At 67.1% G+C, this 19,055-nt stretch carries 17 protein-coding genes; 8 read left to right on the top strand and 9 right to left on the bottom strand.

Features of this window, described 5'->3' with window-relative positions; genetic code table 11:
* Positions 1-46: 46 nt before the first annotated feature.
* Complete coding sequence (locus L1892_RS05640) at positions 47-1,402, top strand: BamB-related PQQ repeat family beta-propellar protein (protein WP_235722516.1); 1,356 nt, start codon at positions 47-49, stop codon at positions 1,400-1,402.
* 44 nt (positions 1,403-1,446) lie between these two features.
* Here L1892_RS05640 and L1892_RS05635 read toward each other — a convergent pair whose 3' ends face one another.
* Positions 1,447-2,670 carry a THUMP-like domain-containing protein gene (locus L1892_RS05635; RefSeq protein WP_235722514.1) on the bottom strand — a complete coding sequence of 408 codons (1,224 nt, stop codon included), beginning with the start codon at positions 2,668-2,670 and terminating at the stop codon, positions 1,447-1,449.
* A gap of 68 nt (positions 2,671-2,738) precedes the next feature.
* Between L1892_RS05635 and L1892_RS05630 the strand changes: the two genes are divergently transcribed.
* Positions 2,739-3,098, top strand: a complete 360-nt coding sequence (locus L1892_RS05630) for a hypothetical protein (protein WP_235722513.1) — start codon at positions 2,739-2,741, stop codon at positions 3,096-3,098.
* A gap of 69 nt (positions 3,099-3,167) precedes the next feature.
* Here the strand turns inward: L1892_RS05630 and L1892_RS05625 are convergent, their stop codons facing one another.
* Both L1892_RS05625 and L1892_RS05620 read right to left on the bottom strand, forming a co-directional pair.
* Complete coding sequence (locus L1892_RS05625; protein ID WP_235722511.1) at positions 3,168-4,145, bottom strand: class I SAM-dependent methyltransferase; 978 nt, start codon at positions 4,143-4,145, stop codon at positions 3,168-3,170.
* Between the two features lie 40 nt (positions 4,146-4,185).
* Entirely contained in the window at positions 4,186-4,974 is a 789-nt protein-coding gene (locus L1892_RS05620) for an enoyl-CoA hydratase/isomerase family protein (RefSeq protein WP_235722509.1), read from the bottom strand.
* A 57-nt stretch (positions 4,975-5,031) separates the two neighbouring features.
* On the opposite strand from L1892_RS05620, the gene ligD reads away from it, so the two are divergent.
* Positions 5,032-6,015 carry a non-homologous end-joining DNA ligase gene (gene ligD, locus L1892_RS05615; RefSeq protein ID WP_235722508.1) on the top strand — a complete coding sequence of 328 codons (984 nt, stop codon included), beginning with the start codon at positions 5,032-5,034 and terminating at the stop codon, positions 6,013-6,015.
* 21 nt (positions 6,016-6,036) lie between these two features.
* On the opposite strand, the gene L1892_RS05610 is transcribed toward ligD, so the two are convergent.
* The gene (locus tag L1892_RS05610) at positions 6,037-6,852 is read right to left on the bottom strand and encodes an NUDIX hydrolase (protein ID WP_235722506.1); all 816 of its coding nucleotides are present in this window, start codon (positions 6,850-6,852) and stop codon (positions 6,037-6,039) included.
* A 62-nt stretch (positions 6,853-6,914) separates the two neighbouring features.
* Positions 6,915-7,745, bottom strand: a complete 831-nt coding sequence (locus tag L1892_RS05605; protein ID WP_235722785.1) for an ABC transporter ATP-binding protein — start codon at positions 7,743-7,745, stop codon at positions 6,915-6,917.
* 151 nt (positions 7,746-7,896) lie between these two features.
* Here L1892_RS05605 and L1892_RS05600 point away from each other — a divergent pair, with 151 nt between their 5' ends.
* Positions 7,897-8,892, top strand: a complete 996-nt coding sequence (locus L1892_RS05600; RefSeq protein WP_235722504.1) for an LLM class flavin-dependent oxidoreductase — start codon at positions 7,897-7,899, stop codon at positions 8,890-8,892.
* Between the two features lie 11 nt (positions 8,893-8,903).
* Here the strand turns inward: L1892_RS05600 and L1892_RS05595 are convergent, their stop codons facing one another.
* The 4 genes from L1892_RS05595 to ctaD are packed head-to-tail and all read right to left on the bottom strand — an operon-like array spanning position 8,904 to position 13,169.
* Positions 8,904-9,365: a cupin domain-containing protein gene (locus L1892_RS05595; protein WP_235722503.1), complete on the bottom strand. Its 462-nt coding sequence runs from the start codon at positions 9,363-9,365 to the stop codon at positions 8,904-8,906.
* Complete coding sequence (locus L1892_RS05590; RefSeq protein ID WP_235722502.1) at positions 9,362-10,123, bottom strand: peptidyl-tRNA hydrolase; 762 nt, start codon at positions 10,121-10,123, stop codon at positions 9,362-9,364. The genes L1892_RS05595 and L1892_RS05590 overlap by 4 nt, the downstream gene beginning before the upstream one ends.
* Positions 10,124-10,131: 8 nt before the next feature.
* Positions 10,132-11,361 (bottom strand): phosphoserine phosphatase SerB, encoded by a 1,230-nt coding sequence (gene serB, locus L1892_RS05585; RefSeq protein WP_235722500.1) that lies wholly within the window; start codon positions 11,359-11,361, stop codon positions 10,132-10,134.
* Positions 11,362-11,384: 23 nt separating this feature from the next.
* Positions 11,385-13,169 carry an aa3-type cytochrome oxidase subunit I gene (gene ctaD / locus L1892_RS05580; protein ID WP_235722493.1) on the bottom strand — a complete coding sequence of 595 codons (1,785 nt, stop codon included), beginning with the start codon at positions 13,167-13,169 and terminating at the stop codon, positions 11,385-11,387.
* A gap of 285 nt (positions 13,170-13,454) precedes the next feature.
* On the opposite strand from ctaD, the gene L1892_RS05575 reads away from it, so the two are divergent.
* The 4 genes from L1892_RS05575 to L1892_RS05560 are packed head-to-tail and all read left to right on the top strand — an operon-like array spanning position 13,455 to position 19,034.
* A complete protein-coding gene (locus tag L1892_RS05575; RefSeq protein ID WP_372474970.1) occupies positions 13,455-14,489 on the top strand; it encodes an ABC transporter substrate-binding protein in 1,035 nt (344 codons plus the stop codon).
* Complete coding sequence (locus L1892_RS05570) at positions 14,476-15,234, top strand: isocitrate lyase/PEP mutase family protein (RefSeq protein WP_235722491.1); 759 nt, start codon at positions 14,476-14,478, stop codon at positions 15,232-15,234. Before L1892_RS05575 ends, L1892_RS05570 begins: the two co-directional genes overlap by 14 nt.
* A gap of 60 nt (positions 15,235-15,294) precedes the next feature.
* Positions 15,295-18,240, top strand: coding sequence for a DEAD/DEAH box helicase (locus L1892_RS05565; protein ID WP_235722489.1), 2,946 nt, complete (start codon positions 15,295-15,297; stop codon positions 18,238-18,240).
* Positions 18,237-19,034, top strand: a complete 798-nt coding sequence (locus L1892_RS05560) for a hypothetical protein (protein ID WP_235722487.1) — start codon at positions 18,237-18,239, stop codon at positions 19,032-19,034. The genes L1892_RS05565 and L1892_RS05560 overlap by 4 nt, the downstream gene beginning before the upstream one ends.
* The last annotated feature ends 21 nt before the right edge of the window (positions 19,035-19,055 follow it).

The following is a 19,055-nucleotide window of genomic DNA, read 5'->3' as shown; positions in this document are numbered from 1 at the left end:
TGGCACGTCGACCGACGGGGCAACCGCGACCAGAACAGGAGCGCCGATGGCTGCAGCAGCCCCGGTGGGTGAGGGTGCTCGCACCGAGAACGCACGCCGCACGCCGATGATCGTCGCGACGATCCTGGCGAGTGTGGTGGCGGTGCTGGTGACCTCGTGTTCGGACGGCCACATCGACATCCGCTCGGTGGCGAGCGCGGGATGGTCGAGCTATGGCGGCAACGCCGCCAACTCCAACTTCGCCTATCCCGCGGTGCCCGAAGATCTCGAACTGAGCTGGACGCGCCCCACCGGCGGCCCGGTGACCGCACCGCTCACCATCTCCGGCAACGGCAACGTGGGTGTCACATCGAGCACCGCGAACGGCTGCAACCTGCTGATCCTCGATCCGCGCAACGGCCGCAAGAACTTCTGCAAGAGAATGCGGACGGGCACCGAGGTGAACTCGTTGCTCGTCGACCAGTTCGATCAACCGTACGTCGGTGAGGAGTCGATGTTCCTGGCGTTCAGCGCCGGTGGCGCGATCCGCTGGCGGATGCCGATGATCGGGGTGCCGCTGTCGGCGAAGTTCGCCGCTCCCGGCGAGGTTCTGGTGGCGACCACCCAAGGTCAACTCCTGCTGTTGAATTCGCAGACCAGCGACTTCACCGCCCCGGAGGTCCGGTTGCGTACGGACATGAACCCCGACGACCCGACCTTCGGGTTCGGCGAATGCGTCACCAACGGACCGCGCTGCGCCATCCCCGCGCCCCCGGCGGTGGACACCGCCAATGAACGCTTCTTCGTGAACTTCTGGCCGCAGGGTGCCATCGCCTCGCAGATCCGCGCGATGAGCTACGCCACCGAGGACGGTGGGCGCACGATGCGCGAGATCTGGCATGCCGATGTGCCGGGCGGTGTGATCGGGGCGCCGACGCTGTCGGCAGACGGTTCGACCGTGTACGCGTTCAGTCGCCTCGGCCGGATCGTGGCCATCGACGCGGCGTCGGGCGCCACCCGGTGGACGTACGACAACGGCGGTTACGGCTTCGCGACGATGAGCGTGTCACCCGACGGGCTCATCATCCCCACGGGCGTTCTCGGCGCACCGTTGACCCTGCTGCGCGATGCCGGTGATCACGCTGAACAGGTGTGGCAGCGCGACGATCTCGCTGTGGTCAGCCTGTCCACCCTGACCGACCAGGACACCGCATGGACGGTGGTGCGCGACGAGGGCAAGGACTCGTTGTCGCTCACCGAGGTCTCCGCAGCGGACGGCACCACCATGCGCACGCTGCCCCTGCCCGAATCCGTCGGATTCGCCACCGGAGTCGCGGTATCGCCGTGGGGCCAGATCGCCACCGCGACCAATATCGGCAAAGTCTACTTCTTCGACAGCAAGGCATCGATCGAAAGCCGGTAAGGCCGGGAACACAGCGGCTTGGCGGGCCGCTCTGGCGTCGCAGCCTAGATGAGGCCAGGTGTTCGCACGCCCGGTTCACACAGGTAGGCGACACCACGACGCCCTACCCTCGTGAGAATAATGGCCAGCGCGCGTGCACCCTTGAGTTTGAGCCGTTTTCGTAGCTCGTCGGGGTTCACGTCGAGTCCGCGAACGAGGATCTCGAGGGTGCCACAGTCGTAGGCGGCAAGGCGACGTCGCAACTCCTTGTCCGCTACGCCGCACGCCTCGAGGACGCGGAAACCACGTTCACCCGACGGGACTCGGGTCCCGGTCAGGTACGCGATCTGCGGATCGAGCTGCCACAGACCGTGGCGCCGAGCGTAATGACGCACCAGACCGGCACGCACAATGGCACCGTCGGGATCGATGATCCACTCCCCCACCTCGCCGCCGCCGATGTCGTCGGCATCGGCGTCGGTGACCTCGTAGGACTGCACGGAACCATCCGGCTCGGTGCGCATCACGGTGGCACGGCGGCGCGGCTCACCGTCACGGTCGGTCCACAGACATGCCTCACGGACTGCGCCGTCGAGCGACGAGAGCTGCACCTGCCCGTCGAAGCCGTACAGGTCCCGCAACGTCTGGTAGTCAAGTCCCGGAGCACATTTCACCGCAAGGGGACGCCCCGAATACGTTGTCAACACGTCGAGCAGCGGCGGCGTGAGCTGGTCGAGCCGGAACACCCGTCCGGCGCCCGAGCGCCGGCCCGGATCGGCGACGATGACATCGGCGGTCGAGGTCGGCGAGAGCGCGTCGGCGACGAGTAGGGTGGCCGGCGGACCGTCGAGGCCCGTGTTGTGCTGCGCCATCGCGAGACGTGTGTGGTCGAGATCGCTGCCGATGACACCCGAGATCTGTCGTTGTGCAGCAAGTTCCATCATTTCCGCGCCGATCGAGCAGGTGATGTCGTGTACCACTGCACCGGGATGGCGTGCCGCGATCTCCGTCGCGCGGTGCGCCGCGACCGGAGAGGCGGTCGCCTGCTGCACTGCGTCCTCCGTGAACAACATCCGTTCGGCGACACGTAGTTTCGCCTTCCCCCGCCGACGACACAACACGGTTTCGACGATGGCGCCGTCGCGCGGCGCGAATCGCGCACGGAGGTCGGCGACGTCACGCAGCATCGACGACGCAGACAGCTCCAGCGCAGACGCACTCGCGAGAGCCTCGGCGCCGTGACGCGACCGCAGGAACGACACATCATCGTCCGTGAATCGGTATCCCATCGACCACCATCTTTCCCGAGGAACCGACGAGTTGACGAGTTAGGTTAGCCTAAGAAAAGATCCGTGCCATGAGACGTTCCGTAGCCGTATCCTTTCTCGCCGCCGCCGTAGCCGGGACTGCACTCGCCGCCGGCTCCGGACCCGCACACGCACAGGTCGAGGACGGCACCTACGAATTCTGTGTGCAGACCCGCTACGGCAGTTCGGTGGAGCCGGGACCGTGTCAGATCTATCGGGTCGTCGGCGACGAGCTCATCGGCCCGGCCGGGACACCCCTGGCTCTCACCCACACGCCGACCGGTGGATACGCGGAGATACCACCGGTCAGCCGCCTCGTCCTGATCAAGACCCGGGACGGTTACCGTGCCATCAACACGGTGCTCGGAGTCCCGGTTGCGTCGTCGACCCTCAATCCCGTCGACAACTGACACCACGCGAGACGTTCCCCACACCTGCCGCAGGTGTGGGGAACGTTCTGCGCGGTACCCGACCGATGGTCAACCACCCGGCTTGATACCGGTGACGATCGCGTTGTAGAAGAACTTGGGCGGCACCACTTTCCGGAGGACCTTCTCGTCCAGCCAGGACAGTCGCTTCCACCCGTTGAAGGCAAACATCGCCCAGCCCCAGCCGAGCTTGCCGGGCGGGACGGCCGCCTCGAAGGTGCGTACCGGCCAACCGAGCATCGCGGCGGCGAGCTCCTCGGTGGCGGTGTCGACCTGGGTCGCGCCTGCGCTGCGTGCCATTCGTTCGAGATCGGCCGGATCGAAAGTGTGGATATCGACGACGGCCTCCAACGCGGCCGCTCGCGACGACTCGTCGAGTTCCTCCTGCGGTCGGCGCCACGACTTCAGCGGCCCCAGTTTCGTCACGTTGGTCGCCGCTGCCCAGGTGGCGCGACTCATCCAGCGTGCGTAGAAGTCACCGATGGTGGTGGGTTCGCCGGCGAACACGAAACGCCCACCGGGCTTCAGCACCCGCAGTACCTCCCGCAAGGCCTGTTCGACATCCGGGATGTGATGCAGCACGGCATGGCCGACGACGAGATCGAAGGTGTTGTCGTCATACGGGATTCGCTCGGCATCGGCCACTCGGCCGTCGACGTCGAGCCCGAGGTTCTCCGCGTTGCGCAGGGCGACCTTCACCATGCCCGGCGACAGGTCGGTGACCGATCCCTTCGTGGCGACCCCCGACTGCATCAGGTTCAGCAGGAAGAAACCGGTGCCGCAACCGAGTTCCATGGCCCGCTCATACGGCAGTGGTTGATCTGCGGCGACTGCGTCGAATCGGCCGCGCGCATAGTCGATGCAGCGCTCGTCGTAGGAGATCGACCACTTGTCGTCGTAGGTCTCGGCCTCCCAGTCGTGGTAAAGCACTTGCGCGAGCTTGGTGTCGGCCAGGGCGGCGCGCACCTGCTCCTCAGTGGCGTGCGGATTGGGTTCGGGGTCGGTCCCCGGGGTCACGTCGGTGGTCATGTGTGGGTTCTCCTGATGGTGGGGCGGGGGCGAAAGGAGCTCACTTGCCGGTGAATGCCGCCTTGCCGGGGCCGTTCTCGACAAACGACGCCATGCCGATCGCGCGGTCCTCGGTCGCGAACAGCGCCGCGAACAATTGCTCCTCGATCTTCAAACCCGTGGTGAGATCCACTCCGAGTCCCTGGTCCACGGCCTTCTTGCCGGCGGCGAGTGCGATGGCTGCTGCGTTGGCGAACTGTCCCGCCCAGGCGAGTGCGGTGTCGTAGACGTCGTCGGGTGCCACGACCTCGTCGACGAGCCCCATCTCCAGCGCCTCATCCGCGGCGACGAAACGCCCGGTGAAGATCATGTCCTTGGCCTTGGCCGGACCGATCAGCCGCGCCAGCCGCTGGGTTCCGCCGCCACCGGGGATCACACCCAGCAGGATCTCCGGCACGCCGAGCTTGGCGTTGTCGCCGGCAATGCGCCGGTCGGCGCCGAGTGCCACCTCGAGCCCACCGCCGAGTGCGTAGCCGGTGATGGCCGCGACCGTCGGTTTGGGGATCTCCGAGATGGCACCCAGCGCCGACTGCAGGCGGCCGGCCACCTTGCTCATCTGGGCGTAGGTCATCTCGTTCATCTCTTTGATGTCGGCACCAGCGGCGAGGACCTTCGGCCCGCCGTAGATGACGACGGCCTTGATGTCGTCGCGCACTGTCGCCTCGTCGGCAACAGCCGCGAGTTCGTTCTGTACCTGCCGGTTCAGCGCGTTCATGGGCGGACGGTTCAACCGGATGGTGCCGACTCCGGGATGATCGTCGGATGTCTCGAGTGTGACGAACTCAGCCATGGTCGAAGGCTACCGTTCGTCCGTCGCGACCGGGTGCGGAGGCCATACAGTTGGTCCATGGCCAAGGCCTCGAACGATGCCGGTGAACCGATCGAACTGCCGGTCGGTGACCGGATCATCCGGCTGTCCAGTCCGGAGCGCGTGTATTTCGCCGAGCGTGGCGAAACCAAGCGTGACCTCGCCGAGTATTACCTGGCAGTCGGCGACGGCATCGTCCGCGCGCTACGCGAACGACCATGCATGTTGCACCGATTTCCCCAAGGGGTCGACGGCAAGAAGGTGCACCAGAAGCGCATTCCGGCCGGTGCGCCCGACTGGCTCGAGACGGTCGAACTCTGGTTTCCGCGGTTCGGCCGTACCGCCGACGAACTATGTGTCACCGAGTTGGGCAGTGTGATCTGGGCGGTGCAGATGTCCACCGTCGAGTTCCATCCCTGGAACTCCCGACGCGACGATCCCGAGTCCCCCGACGAGTGGCGGATCGACCTCGATCCCATGCCCGATTGCCCGTTCTCTCGCATCCAGCGGGTCGCCCACGTCGTCGAAGAAGTGCTCGACGAACTCGGGATGCGCGGCTTCCCCAAGACCTCGGGCGGCCGTGGCCTGCATATTTATGTACGAATCGAACCAGAGTGGGGCTTCGCCGACGTACGTCGGGCCGCCCTGGCGTTCGCCCGCGAGATTGAGCGACGCGCACCCGACGACGTCACCACCACCTGGTGGCGCAAGGATCGCGACCCGACCGCGGTGTTCGTCGACTACAACCAGAACACCCGCGATCACACGATGGCCTCGGCTTACTCGGTGCGCGGCAACCCGCGCGGCACGGTGTCCGCACCGATCAGGTGGGACGAGATCGATGACATCGCTCCGGACGACTTCACCATCGCGACGATGCCGGACCGGTTCGTCGAGATCGGCGACCTGCACGCCGAGATCGACGACGTCGCCCACCGCCTCGACACGCTGCTGGAATGGGCCGACCGCGACGACATCGGCGTCGGAACCGATGAGCCCGACGTCATCGATATGGATCGGTGATCGCGCGGACGCGATAACCCGTCACCGACTCAGTCCGGGTACCTTCCGCTCGGCAGCGACGGCGAAATAGCGCTCCGAGCCGTCGAACTTGAGGCCGGCAAGACCCGCACCCGGCTCCACCGACGGTTCGATGGCCGCCACCTCGCGCTCGGCGGCGAGAATCTCGGTCACCGAGCCGAACTCACTGAGATGGGTCAGCTGCGCCCAGGTCGGCGGCAACAGAACGTGCTTGTCGGCGACCCAGAGGTCGAGCGCAGCGCGCGGGGTGGCCCACCCGGCCACCTCGGCCTCGGAGGTCTTGTCGTCGGCGGTCTGCCCCGACGGCAGTGCGGCGATGAAGAACCGCGTGTCATACCGACGTTTCTCGATGATCGGGGTGATCCAGTGCGCCAGCGGGCGCAGCAGGTCGGCCCGCAGACTGAGTCCGGCATCGCGGAGGAACTGCGCGAACGACAACGACTTGTCCACGAGGCCGGTCCGTTCGGCGCCGAAGCTGTCCGGATCGGGAAACGAGCCGTCGGGCCGGGACGCCAGCAGGACACCACACTCCTCGAACGTTTCGCGGACCGCCGCGCACACCAAAGATTGCGCGGTCTGTTCGTCGGTGTGGAACGCGTGGGCCCACCAGTCGGCGCCGGGCCCCGTCCAGTCGATATCCGCTTCGGCGTCGCGCGGGTCGACGCCCCCACCGGGAAAAACCGTGACGCCGCCGGCGAAGGCCATCTGCTGCACTCGACGCTGGAGGAAGACCTCGGGCCCGTCGGCGGTGTCTCGTACGAGGACCACCGTGGCGGCGTCTCGCAGCGGGGCGGGTTCGGTCGGCTGCGATGAACTCATGATGGTCGTCTCCTGTCTGACGTAATCGGTGGTCCGATTCCCCTGACAGTAACGCCCTCGGGTCAACCGGCTGCGCGCCGATGCCCGCCGGCCCGCCGCGCACGGCGGGCGAAGTACCGGCCGCCCGGTCGGCTCAGAGTGATGCGCTGCCGAAACGCGGTCGACAAATTCTCACTGGTGAGCACGTCGTCGAGTAGTCCCTGCGCCACTATTTCCCCCTCGGAGAGCAGCATCGCATGGGTGAACCCGTCCGGGATCTCCTCAACGTGATGGGTCACGAGCACCATCGCCGGCGCCTCCGGATCCGCGGCGAGACGCCCGAGCCGATCCACGAGTTCCTCGCGGCCCCCGAGGTCGAGGCCGGCGGCCGGTTCGTCGAGCAGCAACAGCTCGGGGTCGGTCATCAGCGCGCGTGCGATGAGCACGCGTTTGCGCTCCCCCTCGGACAGCGTGCCGAAGCTCCGGTCCGCCAGATGCTCGGCACCCATCGATTCCAGCGATTCCACGGCCTGGCCACGATCCATGTCGTCGTAGCTCTCCCGCCACCGCCCGACCACCGAGTAGCCGGCGGAGATCACCAGGTCGCTGACGATCTCGTTCGGCGGCACCCGCTCGGCGAGCGCCGCGCTCGAGACTCCGATCCGGGTGGACAGCTCGCGCACCTCCACTCTGCCGAGCTGCTCGTTGAGCACGAACGCGGTGCCCGAGGTGGGATGCTCCTGCGCCGAGGCCAGCCGCATCAGCGACGTCTTGCCCGCGCCGTTGGGCCCGATGATCACCCAGCGTTCGTCGAGCTCCACCTGCCAGGTCACCGGGCCCACCAGGGTGTTGCCACCCCGCACGAGAGTGACATCGCGGAAGTCGACCAAGAGATCGGGATCGGATTCGTACACGTCGTCGGCGCCACTGCGATCACTCGGTTTCGTCACCCCCCTATCGTGCACCACGTCTCGCGTACCCGTCGTGAGCAGGGCGACACATCCTCGGGCAGAACACAATCGGGCAGCGTGGAATACCCGACGGGACCGCCGCCTTGAGAAGGACATGAGTGTTGACTTGTCCATCCTCGACCTGGCTCAGGTCGGCTCCGGTGAAACGGTCGGTGAGAGCTTTGCCGCCAGCGTGGACATGGCGCAGCGCGCCGAGGCCTGGGGCTACCGACGCATCTGGTACGCCGAGCACCACAACATGTCCAGTATCGCCTCGGCCGCGCCGGCGGTACTGATCGCGCATATCGCCGCACACACCGAAACCATCCGACTGGGCGCGGGCGGGGTCATGTTGCCCAACCATTCGCCGCTGGCCATCGCCGAACAGTTCGGCACACTCGCCGAGTTGCATCCCGGGCGCATCGACCTGGGGTTGGGCCGCGCGCCCGGCGGAGACCAACAGACGTTTGCCGCCCTTCGTCGGAGCATGGCTTCGGCGGATCGGTTCCCCTCCGACGTCCTGGAGCTGCAGGCATATCTGCGCGGCCGCTCCCGGGTCGAGGGCGTTAATGCCACTCCCGGCGCCGGCACCGACATCCCGCTCTACATCCTCGGGTCGTCGTTGTTCGGCGCGCAGTTGGCCGCCGCCCTGGGGCTGCCGTACGCGTTCGCATCGCACTTCGCCCCGCAGGCGCTGGAAGAGGCGGTGGCCCTGTATCGACGGGAGTTCCAACCGTCCGAGCAGCTCGACGCTCCGTACGTGATCGCCGGGGTGTGTGTGATCGCCGACGAGGACGAGGCCGTGGCTGCCGAACAGCTCCGCAAGGCCAAGCGGGCCCGGGTCAACGCGTTGTTCGCCCGGGATCGCCGGTTCTCCGACGAGGAGGCCGATATGGTGCTCGACATGCCGCAAGGTCGGCAGATCGAGGCGATGATGACGTACTCCGGCGTCGGCACCCCGGCGCAGGTCACCGACTACCTGGACTGGTTCACCGGCCATGCGCACGCCGACGAGCTCATCGTCGCGTCGATCGCCCCGGATCGCGACGTCTGGCTCAACACCTTGGCCCATATCGCGCCAGCACGAGCGTTGTCGGCGGCTGGTGACTGACCACCGGCGTGTCAGACCCCGGGTCCGGCCAGGCGGAAATCGGCGAAGTCGAAGCCGGGTGACACGACGCAACTGACCAGCGCTGGTTCATCCCCGACCGGCCGCGCGCGTTGCCACGTCGCCGGGGGCACCACGGCTTGGGGCTGCTGCCCATTCGCGACATCGGAACCGACGACGATCCCGGTCGGTGTCCTCGGCTCCTCGGCGTCGCCGCCGAGTTCGAGCAGGACCGGTGATCCCCGATGGTAAAGCCACAGCTCGGTGCTTCTGACGGCGTGCCACGCCGACCGTTCTCCCGGCAACAGCAGGAACAGGATCGCCGTGGCCGCAGCGCGGTCGCCCGAATAGCTCTGCGGCAGGACGCCGGCGGGCACGGTCACCGGGCTGCGCCAGGTCTCTCGGTACCAGCCGCCTTCCGGATGCGCCACCAGGCCCAGTTCGCGCGCCCACGGCGGTAGCAGGTGCTCGTTCATGAATCGATCACCTCCGCGATCACCGTCACCGAACCGGGCGCGATCTCGGTGAACCCGGCATCGCGCACCGCCACCGCGTCACCGCGGGCATCGGCGTCGAGCAGTGCTGCGAACCGCTGCGGAGTGGCCGCGCGGACCGTCAACGGGCAGCCCGCACTCCGCCAGGAGCGTGCCTGCTCTGGTTTCATCAGCTTCACCGCGAGCATCGCCGCGTGCCCCACCTGTGCGGCCGCCTTGCCCACGGTCATCGTCACTCCCGGGTTGAGCCAGAGGACCACCCCCGCGTGATCCGGGTCTGACGAGAGCTCACCGGGCAGGTCCGTGCCGCCGATCTGCAGGCGCGAGATCCGGCGATCAACATCCCCCACCCGCCCGGGTACCAGCGCGCGTGCCTGCGCCCCGCCCTCGGTCACAGTCAGACCCCAGACTTCTTGCGCCGCAGCCCATTGTGCACCTCGAGCACGCCGCGCGATCTTCCGGATGCGGGCGGCACACCAGTCGTCCATCGGCGTCACCCAGGGGCCCTCGCCACCGCAACGATCGTCGAGACACAACAACGCGACGGCGCGCGCCGCGGCGGTCAGTACTTCCGCGCGCGCCGGTGGCTCGGTCTTCTCGATGCGCAACACCATCTGCATGGCCAGCACGTCGGCAGGGTCCGCCGGATCCGCACCGCCGCCGACATAGACCTGCAGGCGCCGGAATGCGTCGTCGAACGGATCGACAACGCCGCCGATGATCGCGGGATTCTCCGGCATGACGGCCGTCAGCTGAGCGGTACTCGACGCAGCACCCCGTCGGCTGCGTCGGCCGCCTCGATCTCGTCGCGGGTGACACCGAGGATGAACAGGACCGCATCGAGGAAGGGGTGACTCAGCGCGGCGTCGGCGACCTCACGCAACGCAGGTTTGGCGTTGAAGGCGATCCCCAAGCCGGCCACGCTGAGCATGTCGATGTCGTTGGCACCATCGCCCACCGCGATGGTCTGTTCCATGGCGACCCCGACCTGATCGGCGAACGCCCGCAACGCCTTCGCTTTGCCGGCCCGGTCGACCACCTCGCCGATCACCCGGCCGGTCAGTTTGCCGTCGATGATCTCGAGCGTGTTGGCCCGCACGAAGTCCAGTTCGAGTTCGTGCGCCAGGCCGTCGATGACCTGTCGGAAGCCGCCGGACACCACACCGCAGTGGTATCCGAGCCGGTGCAGGGTACGGATGGTGGTGCGTGCGCCCGGCGTCAGCTCCAGCGAACTCGCGACGTCGTCGATGACGCTGGCGTCGAGTCCGGCGAGGACGGCCACACGCTGATGCAGCGATTCGGAGAAATCCAGTTCGCCGCGCATCGCGGCCTCGGTGACCGCCGCCACCTCGGCTTCGCGGCCGGCACGCGCCGCGAGCATCTCGATGACCTCGCCCTGGATCAGGGTGGAGTCGACGTCGAAGACGATGACCCGCTTGGCGCGTCGTGCCAGACCGCCGCGTTCCACCGCGATGTCGACGCCGTGATCGGCCGCGACCGCGGCGAGGCCCTTACGTAATGCGGCATCGGCGGCCACGTCGTCGCGTCCGGTGCTGACCATCAACTCGAGTCCGGTGAGTGGATAGTCGGCCACTCCCCGGATGGAGTCGATGTTGACGCCCTGCTTCGCCAGCGCTCCGGCCAGCGCCCGGAATGCGCGCGCGGTGACCGGACTTCCCAGCACCACGACCGCGTGACTCGATGGACGTCGGCCGGCACTGGCTGCGCCCACTTCGACGATGACGTCGATCCCTATCGAGGCCATCGCCTGTTCGACGACGTCTTGCAGTTCCTCGGCATCGCCGGAGGCAGACACCAGCACGCCGAGGGTGAGGCGGCCGCGGATGACCACCTGTTCGACGTCGAGCAGGCTGACCTGCTGACCGGCCAGCGCACCCATCAGCACCGAGGTGACGCCGGGTTTGTCCGGTCCGGTGACGGTGATCAGAACTGTGGTGTCGCTCGATTCGTTGACCACGTGTTTCGCGGAGTGCGTGCGCGTCAGCGTGGATCCGGGTCCGGCGAACCCTCATGGTCACCGACCGTCAACGGACTACGCCGCGCGTCTTCCATGTGGCGGTCCTTGCCCGAGTTGTGACCGGCCCCGACGTGCGCCTCGGCGCGCATCCGTTCGATCATGTGCGGATAGTGCAGCTCGAACGCCGGACGTTCGGAACGAATCCGGGGCAGCTCGGTGAAGTTGTGCCGCGGGGGCGGGCAGCTGGTGGCCCACTCGAGCGAGTTGCCGAAGCCCCACGGGTCGTCGACGGTCACGACCTCGCCGTAGCGGTAGCTACGGAAGACGTTCCACAGGAACGGCAGTGTCGACAGGCCCAGGATGAACGCACCGACCGTGGAGATGGCGTTCAGCGTGGTGAACCCGTCGGACGGCAGGTAGTCGGCGTAACGGCGCGGCATACCCTCGTTACCCAGCCAGTGCTGCACCAGGAAGGTGGTGTGGAAGCCGATGAACGTCAGCCAGAAGTGGATCTTGCCCAGTCGTTCGTCGAGCATGCGTCCGGTCATCTTGGGGAACCAGAAATAGATGCCGGCGTAGGTGGCGAACACGATGGTGCCGAAGAGCACGTAGTGGAAGTGCGCGACCACGAAGTAGCTGTCGGACAGGTGGAAGTCCAGCGGCGGGCTCGCCAGCAGCACACCGGTCAGACCACCGAAGAGGAAGGTGACGATGAAGCCCACCGAGAACAGCATCGGTGTCTCGAACGTCATGTGACCGCGCCACATCGTGCCTATCCAGTTGAAGAACTTCACACCGGTCGGCACCGCGATCAGGAAGGTCATGAAGGAGAAGAACGGCAGCAACACCGCACCGGTGACGTACATGTGGTGCGCCCACACCGCGACCGACAGGGCCGCGATGGCCAGCGTCGCATAGACCAGACCGGAGTAGCCGAAGATCGGCTTGCGCGAGAACACCGGGAAGACCTCGGACACGATGCCGAAGAACGGCAGCGCGATGATGTAGACCTCGGGATGTCCGAAGAACCAGAACAGATGCTGCCAGAGGATGACGCCACCGTTGGCCGGGTCGTAGAGGTGAGCACCGAATTGGCGGTCGACCTCCAGGCCCATCAGTGCGGCGGTCAGCAGCGGGAAGACCAGCAGGATCAGCACGCTGGTGACCAGGATGTTCCAGGTGAAGATCGGCATGCGGAACATCGTCATACCGGGCGCGCGCAGACAGACGACCGTGGTCACCATGTTCACCGCACCGAGGATGGTGCCCAGACCACTGACGGCCAGACCCATGATCCACAGATCAGCGCCGTAACCCGGCGAGTGGATCGCGTCGGTCAATGGCGTGTATGCGGTCCAGCCGAAGTCGGCGGCACCACCCGGGAGCAAGAAGCCGCTGAGCGCGACGCAGGCACCGAAGACGAACAACCAGAAGCCGAACGCGTTGAGCCGCGGGAAGGCGACGTCGGGCGAGCCGATCTGCAGCGGCAGCACGAAGTTGGCGAAGCCGATCACGATCGGGGTCGCATACAGCAGCAGCATCACCGTGCCGTGCATGGTGAACAGCTGGTTGAACTGCTCCGTCGACAGGAACTGCATACCAGGGTGGGCGAGCTCACCACGCATCAGCAGCGCCATCAGTCCGCCGATCAGGAAGAAGGCGAAGCAGGCGGTGATGTACATCATGCCGATCAGCTTGTGATCGGTTGTGGTGATCAGCTTGTAGATGAACGAACCCTTGGGCTGGTAGCGCTCCGGAAAGGGACGCACTGGAGCCACTTGCGTGGTGGGCTGGTCAACCGCGGTCACAGATCCTCCTCGTTGCACAACCGCCGGGGTCGGTCACCTGCTACTTCCCCGCGGTCGCCACATGAACAAAACGAGCGCTGGTAACTGATCCTAAACCCTCATACAGACGGTGGCCGAGTGGGTCCTACGATCTGTCGTATTCGAGCTCATCCATCCACTGTAGCCGCAGGTCAGTGAGCTAGGGGAGGCCGACGCGCGGCGCGCTGGCGAGCGCGTGGACACCCATCGGGACCGACCGGATCCGCCGCGGGAGGTCGACGGGTCCGCCGGTGCTAGCGTGATCGCGTGCATCGCAGTGTGGTGACCCCGCTTCCGACCGGCCGCCATCGAGCCTCGTGGCCCCGGCGGGTTCCGCGCGTGGGCGGCGTCGCGGTGGCGGTTCTGCTGGCCGGCGCGCTGGCAGCGTGTGCTGGCGAGGAACCGTTGACGACGCCGGACGGGTCACCCATCTCGACGGTGACCACCCGGGTCGCCGAGGTCAACATCGTCAACGCCGATCGCGATCTGACACGCACCTGCCTGGCACCGACCGCACCCGATGCCGGGCAGACCGACGTCGCGCGCATCGCGGTGACCGACCCGGGCCTGCTCGATCCGATCTGCGCACTCGGCATCGGACCCAAGGTGGTCGCGGTGACGTCCGACGCAGGCTCGATACCCACCTACCTCGGCCCCCAACTCGGATCTGTCCCGACCATCGGCACCTCGCCGGACCCGGCGACGGCCGGCGAAGCAGACCCCGACGTCGTGCTCACCACCGACCGATCGGCGGCGTCGGCCGAGGCCTTCGCCGATGCCCGCGTGGTGACAATTCCGACCGACGGCGATTGGCAGGCGCAGTTCCAGGCGGTCGCCGACGCGCTCGGGCGCAGCGAGAGCGGCACCCGACTGCTCGAGGAGTTCCGGACCGAGACCCGCAAGACCGGCCGACGGATGGACGCCGCGCACAACCAGGTGTCTCTGGTCCGGTTCACCGGAGACTCGGAGATGATCGCGGGCACCGACAGTTTCGCCGGTCAGATCTTGTCGATGGTCGGAGTACAGCGACCGGAGCCGCAGCGCTCACCGCGATCGTCCACGGTCACCGACCAGAACTTCACCGATGCCGACGCCGACCTGATCTACGTCAGCTTCGTCGGCGACGAGGGTCAGGCGCACGGAGAAGACGTCCTGCTCAGCGATCGTTGGCTGGACATGGGCGCACCGACCTGGAAACGGGTGCTGTCAGTGGACGACGACATCTGGTATCGCTCGTCCGGCCTCGCGGCCGCCTGGCTGGTGCTCAACGACCTGAAGGGATCTCTCGATGGCAACTCGTGACCTCGCCCAGCTCGCCCAGACCCTGCTGGATCTACACCGTCCCGGCGATCCCGGTGTGTTCCCCACTGTGTGGGACGCCTGGTCGGCAAACATCGCCGCCGACGCCGGCTTCGCCGCGCTGACCGTCGGCAGTCATCCGGTGGCCGACTCGATCGGTCGTGCCGACAACGAGGGAATGACCTTCGACGAACTGCTCACCCGGGTGCGTCAGATCACCACGGCGGTCGAGATCCCGATCTCCGTCGACATCGAGTCAGGCTATGCCGAGGAGCCGGCACGTCTCGTCGATGGTCTGCTCGAGGCCGGCGCCGTCGGCCTCAACATCGAGGACACCGTCCACTCCGAAGGTGGTCGGTTGCGGTCGGCGACCGAACACGCCGACCTGGTGGGAGCGTTGCGGGCCGCCGCCGACGCCGCGGGTGTCGCGGTGGTGATCAACGCCCGCACCGACGTGTTCCTCAAACAGGTCGGCGAGGAGTCCGACCGAGTGGACCTTGCCATCTCCCGGCTGCGGCTGTGCGCCGAGGCAGGGGCACGATCGTTGTATCCGGTGGGCTTCCACAGCGACGACGTCCATCGTCGCCTGGCGGCGGGGTTGCCGTTGCCGGTCAACGCGATCGGTCATCCCGCGCAGGATGATCGGGCACATCTCGCGGGACTCGGAGTAGGACGCGTCAGTTTTGGCCCGCTGTGGCAGATGAGCCTGGCCGAGCGGGCTCGCGAGTTGTTGACAGCCTGGCGCTGAGGCGGCCGGCGTCGGGGCGAGCATGTCCGACGGAGCGATTAGGCTCATCGGTGATTTGTCATGCCAGTCGATACACACCGAACCACTTCCTCCGGGCACCCCGGTGCCCTGCCCCTGCATGCGCTGTGGCGACCGGGGGTAGGACTGGCACTGTGGTGGTCGCGATCCGATGTCGGGCCCGACGACCTTCCCGTGGCGATCGGGGATCAATTGGCACGGCGGCGTTCTCGGCGGGAGATCACGATTACCGGGCCTGGCTCCGGCCGTGAGTTCATCAGCAGCATGACCTTGAGCACGTCGTCGGCGGTCGCACTGCTCGATCTGACCCGCCCGTACCCGGTCAGCGGCGAGATCGCGTGGTATCGGTATCTACTCGACGGCGTCCGCCGATCGGTCGCCGCCGGTTCGGTGGCCCCCGGCGTCGCCGACATCGCCGGCGAATCGCTTCTGCGTTGGCAGTCGGTACCGACGCCGGCATGGCGCAGTTGGCTGGCTGTGGTGGCGGCGGCCGCACCAGGGTTGGTCGCGGCCAACGGTGGCGCCGAGGCGATCACCGACATGATCGCCGAACTCGTCGACCACGAGTGTCGCGGCCGAATCGCGGCCGCCGGGCCGTTGATCGCCGACGATCCCCCCGCGGCATGGCTGATACGAGCACTGGCCACGGAACCACCGCCGCTATCACCATCGATGCGATCTCGACTACACATGGCGCAGTCGGCCTGGATGCAATGGAATCAGGCTGCACCGCAAGATGATTCGATGCTGATACTGCGCCTGCACGAACCTGACGACGATGATGTGGAGTACGCCACCCGGCGGGCCGCCGATCAGCCCACCCTGTGGCGTCTACAGGTGTGCCGTCGCCATGCCGACGGTCGCATCCACGCGGTGGAACCGCAGCATCTCGACCAGCACGAACTCGATCGTGTCACCAGTGGCCTCGCCACCGCCGTCCGCGCCTTTCCCGAGTTGGCACAGGCAGAACCCGACCGGCACTCCCTCGACTTCCTGCTGACCACACCCACCGTAGAGAAGCTGTTCGTCGAGGGCGCTGCCGCGTTGACCGAGGCCGGCTGCCCGGTGCTGCTGCCCCGGACAGTGGCCGAGGTGCGCCCGACGCTGGGGCTGCGCGCCCGGCCGGTGGCCACCAGCACCGGGCGCGCCGCGCAGATCGGCGTCGCCGAGATCGACGAGTTCGAATGGCGGTTGGCCCTGGGTGACACACCCGAGGCGATGACCCTGTCGGAGGCCGATCTCACCGACCTCGCCCGTCGTCAAGGCGACCTCGTCAAGATCCGCGGCACCTGGGTTCGCGCCGAAGGAGGTGCCCTGCACCGGGCCGCCGCGTTCATCCTCGGCCAACGTGCGCACGGCACATCGGACCATCCGGCCGACATGGGTGAGTTGTTCAATCTCGTCGTCGACTCCGTACCGGTACCGGTCACCTCGATCGACGGCCTGGCATGGCTCGACGACATCGCGGCCGGCGGTCGGCTGCGGCCCGCGGAGCTGCCCCCGCCGGCGACGCTGTGCGCACAATTGCGGCCCTACCAGCACCGCGGACTCGAATGGCTGGCCTACCTGTCCGACCATCGGATCGGCGGGGTGCTGGCCGACGATATGGGCCTCGGCAAGACGATCCAGATAATCGCACTTCTGTGCCATGAGAGAGGCGATCATCACGATCGAGCCGAGCCCGCGCCTGCTGCCGGTCCCACGCTGATCATCTGCCCGATGTCGGTCGTCGGGAACTGGGAACGGGAGATCGAACGCTTCGCACCGCATCTGCGGGTGGTGGTCCATCACGGGACGTCGCGCGCGGGGCACGCGACGATCGGCGAGGTCCTCGCCGGCGCGGACGTCGTGCTCACCACGTTCGCCATCGCCACCCGGGACCGGGAGATCCTCGGCCAGCGGACCTGGCGCCGGATCGTCGTCGACGAGGCACAGCATCTCAAGAACGTGGCCACCAAAGCAGCGAAGGCCGTGCGGGGCTTCCCCGCCGAGCACCGGATCGCGCTCACGGGGACGCCGGTGGAGAATCGGCTGGAGGACCTGAGAGCAGTGATCGATCTGGTCAATCCGGGCATGCTGGGGTCGGCATCGCGGTTCCGCGCCCGGTTCGCCGAACCCATCGAACGCGATCGCGACCCGGCCGCGCTGCGGCGCCTCAACGCATTGACGCAACCGTTCATCCTTCGACGCGAGAAGACCGATCCGTCGATCATCACCGATCTACCCGAGAAGACCGACATCACGGTGCGTGCCAACCTCAGCCTCGAGCAGGCGGCGCTGTACCGCGCGGTCATCGACGAGCTGATGGAGGCGCTGCGCAGCAAACAGCAACGCACCATCCGTCGGCGCAACATCCTTGCCGCACTGACCCGACTCAAGCAGGTGTGCAATCATCCGGCGCATTATCTGGCCGACGGATCCGCGATGATGCGTCGTGGCAGGCACCGGTCGGGCAAGGTCGAGTTGGTGCTCGACATTCTCTCCACCGCGGCGGCCGAAGGCGATCGGGCGCTGGTCTTCACCCAGTTCGCGGCGTTCGGTGAATTGTTGTCATCCTGGCTCGCCGAATCGCTGGGCACCGATATTCCGGTGCTGCACGGTGGCATCAACCGCATCGACCGCGATGCGATGGTCGCCCGTTTCCAGAGCGGCGACGGTCCGCCGGCCCTGATCGCCACCCTCAAGGCCGGGGGCACCGGACTGAACCTGACGGCCGCGAACCATGTGCTGCATGTGGATCGCTGGTGGAATCCCGCGGTCGAGGACCAGGCCACCGATCGTGCCTACCGGATCGGCCAACATCAGCGCGTCCAGGTGCACCGATTCCTGTGCGTCGGGACATTGGAGGAGCGGATCGACGAGATGATCTCCGCCAAGCGTGAGCTGTCGCGACTCACGGTGCGGTCCGGCGAGACCTGGTTGACCGAGCTCGGCAACGACGAGTTGTTCGACCTGTTCGCACTGCGCGACGAGGCGGTCAGCGAGTGAGCCCGCGCGGCAGTCAACGTCGGACGCCCAGGGCCTCGGCGGCTCGCGCGTATGGCGCGACCCGGTGGGGCCGTAGTTTTGTCGACGTCGTCGAGGGCGCGCACACCGGCGATGCGGATCATCGGCGGATCACTCAGGCGCGGCGGTACTTTCGCGACCACCACGCCGAGCGCCTGCAGATCGGCGTGGCCCGCGTGACCGCATCGGTGCGTGGTAGTCAGCTCGACCCGTTCGAGGTGACCCTCACCATGCGAGCCGTCGATCCGGCGACCGTGGTCGCCCTGTTGCGTACGAACGACGCGACCGGAGAGCTGATGGCATTGACGCGCGGGGAGCAACCGTCGGCAATCGGCGAGTTGATCATGCCGACCGAGTCGGCCGACATCGCCGCCGACTGCACGTGTCCGGATGAGTCACCGCGGTGCATACACGTGTTGTGCGTCGCCTACGAGGTGGCCGCCGAGATCGACCGCAGTGCCGCGACCCTGCTCACCGTGATGGGTACCGACACCGTGCAGTTGCTGGCCGCGGCAAGCGACGCCACGGCGCCGGCGGACGACTCACCGGCGGCCGACCGCGACACGGCGGTGGTTCCGGCCGTCGACTTCTACGGCACCAACGCCACGCTGCCGCCGCTGCCCACTCCCGGGCGGATGAACCCGATCATGGACCTCGATGCCGATGCGCTCCGCAAAGCGTTGCGCGCCTCGGGTATCGCGCCTGGCGACATCGGCGAGGCCATCGACCTGCTCGACGATCTCTACGACCGCATCCGCGACCGCCCGATTTCGTAGTATGGACCGGCGAAAATCGCC

It is taken from the genome of Gordonia tangerina (genome assembly GCF_021556435.1).
GTDB classification, from domain to species: Bacteria; Actinomycetota; Actinomycetes; order Mycobacteriales; family Mycobacteriaceae; genus Gordonia; species Gordonia tangerina.
This window is presented reverse-complemented; position numbering and strand designations above follow the sequence as displayed.

Bases quoted from the DNA above. Each gene is read 5' to 3' on its own strand.
- ligD (WP_235722508.1), top strand. From the start codon at position 5,032: ATGGCCAAGGCCTCGAACGATGCCGGTGAACCGATCGAACTGCCGGTC.
- L1892_RS05620 (WP_235722509.1), bottom strand. From the start codon at position 4,974: ATGGCTGAGTTCGTCACACTCGAGACATCCGACGATCATCCCGGAGTC.
- L1892_RS05630 (WP_235722513.1), top strand. From the start codon at position 2,739: ATGAGACGTTCCGTAGCCGTATCCTTTCTCGCCGCCGCCGTAGCCGGG.
- L1892_RS05570 (WP_235722491.1), top strand. From the start codon at position 14,476: ATGGCAACTCGTGACCTCGCCCAGCTCGCCCAGACCCTGCTGGATCTA.
- L1892_RS05640 (WP_235722516.1), top strand. From the start codon at position 47: ATGGCTGCAGCAGCCCCGGTGGGTGAGGGTGCTCGCACCGAGAACGCA.
- L1892_RS05565 (WP_235722489.1), top strand. From the start codon at position 15,295: ATGCCAGTCGATACACACCGAACCACTTCCTCCGGGCACCCCGGTGCC.
- L1892_RS05590 (WP_235722502.1), bottom strand. From the start codon at position 10,123: ATGCCGGAGAATCCCGCGATCATCGGCGGCGTTGTCGATCCGTTCGAC.
- L1892_RS05600 (WP_235722504.1), top strand. From the start codon at position 7,897: ATGAGTGTTGACTTGTCCATCCTCGACCTGGCTCAGGTCGGCTCCGGT.
- L1892_RS05595 (WP_235722503.1), bottom strand. From the start codon at position 9,365: ATGAACGAGCACCTGCTACCGCCGTGGGCGCGCGAACTGGGCCTGGTG.
- L1892_RS05610 (WP_235722506.1), bottom strand. From the start codon at position 6,852: ATGAGTTCATCGCAGCCGACCGAACCCGCCCCGCTGCGAGACGCCGCC.
- L1892_RS05635 (WP_235722514.1), bottom strand. From the start codon at position 2,670: ATGGGATACCGATTCACGGACGATGATGTGTCGTTCCTGCGGTCGCGT.
- L1892_RS05625 (WP_235722511.1), bottom strand. From the start codon at position 4,145: ATGACCACCGACGTGACCCCGGGGACCGACCCCGAACCCAATCCGCAC.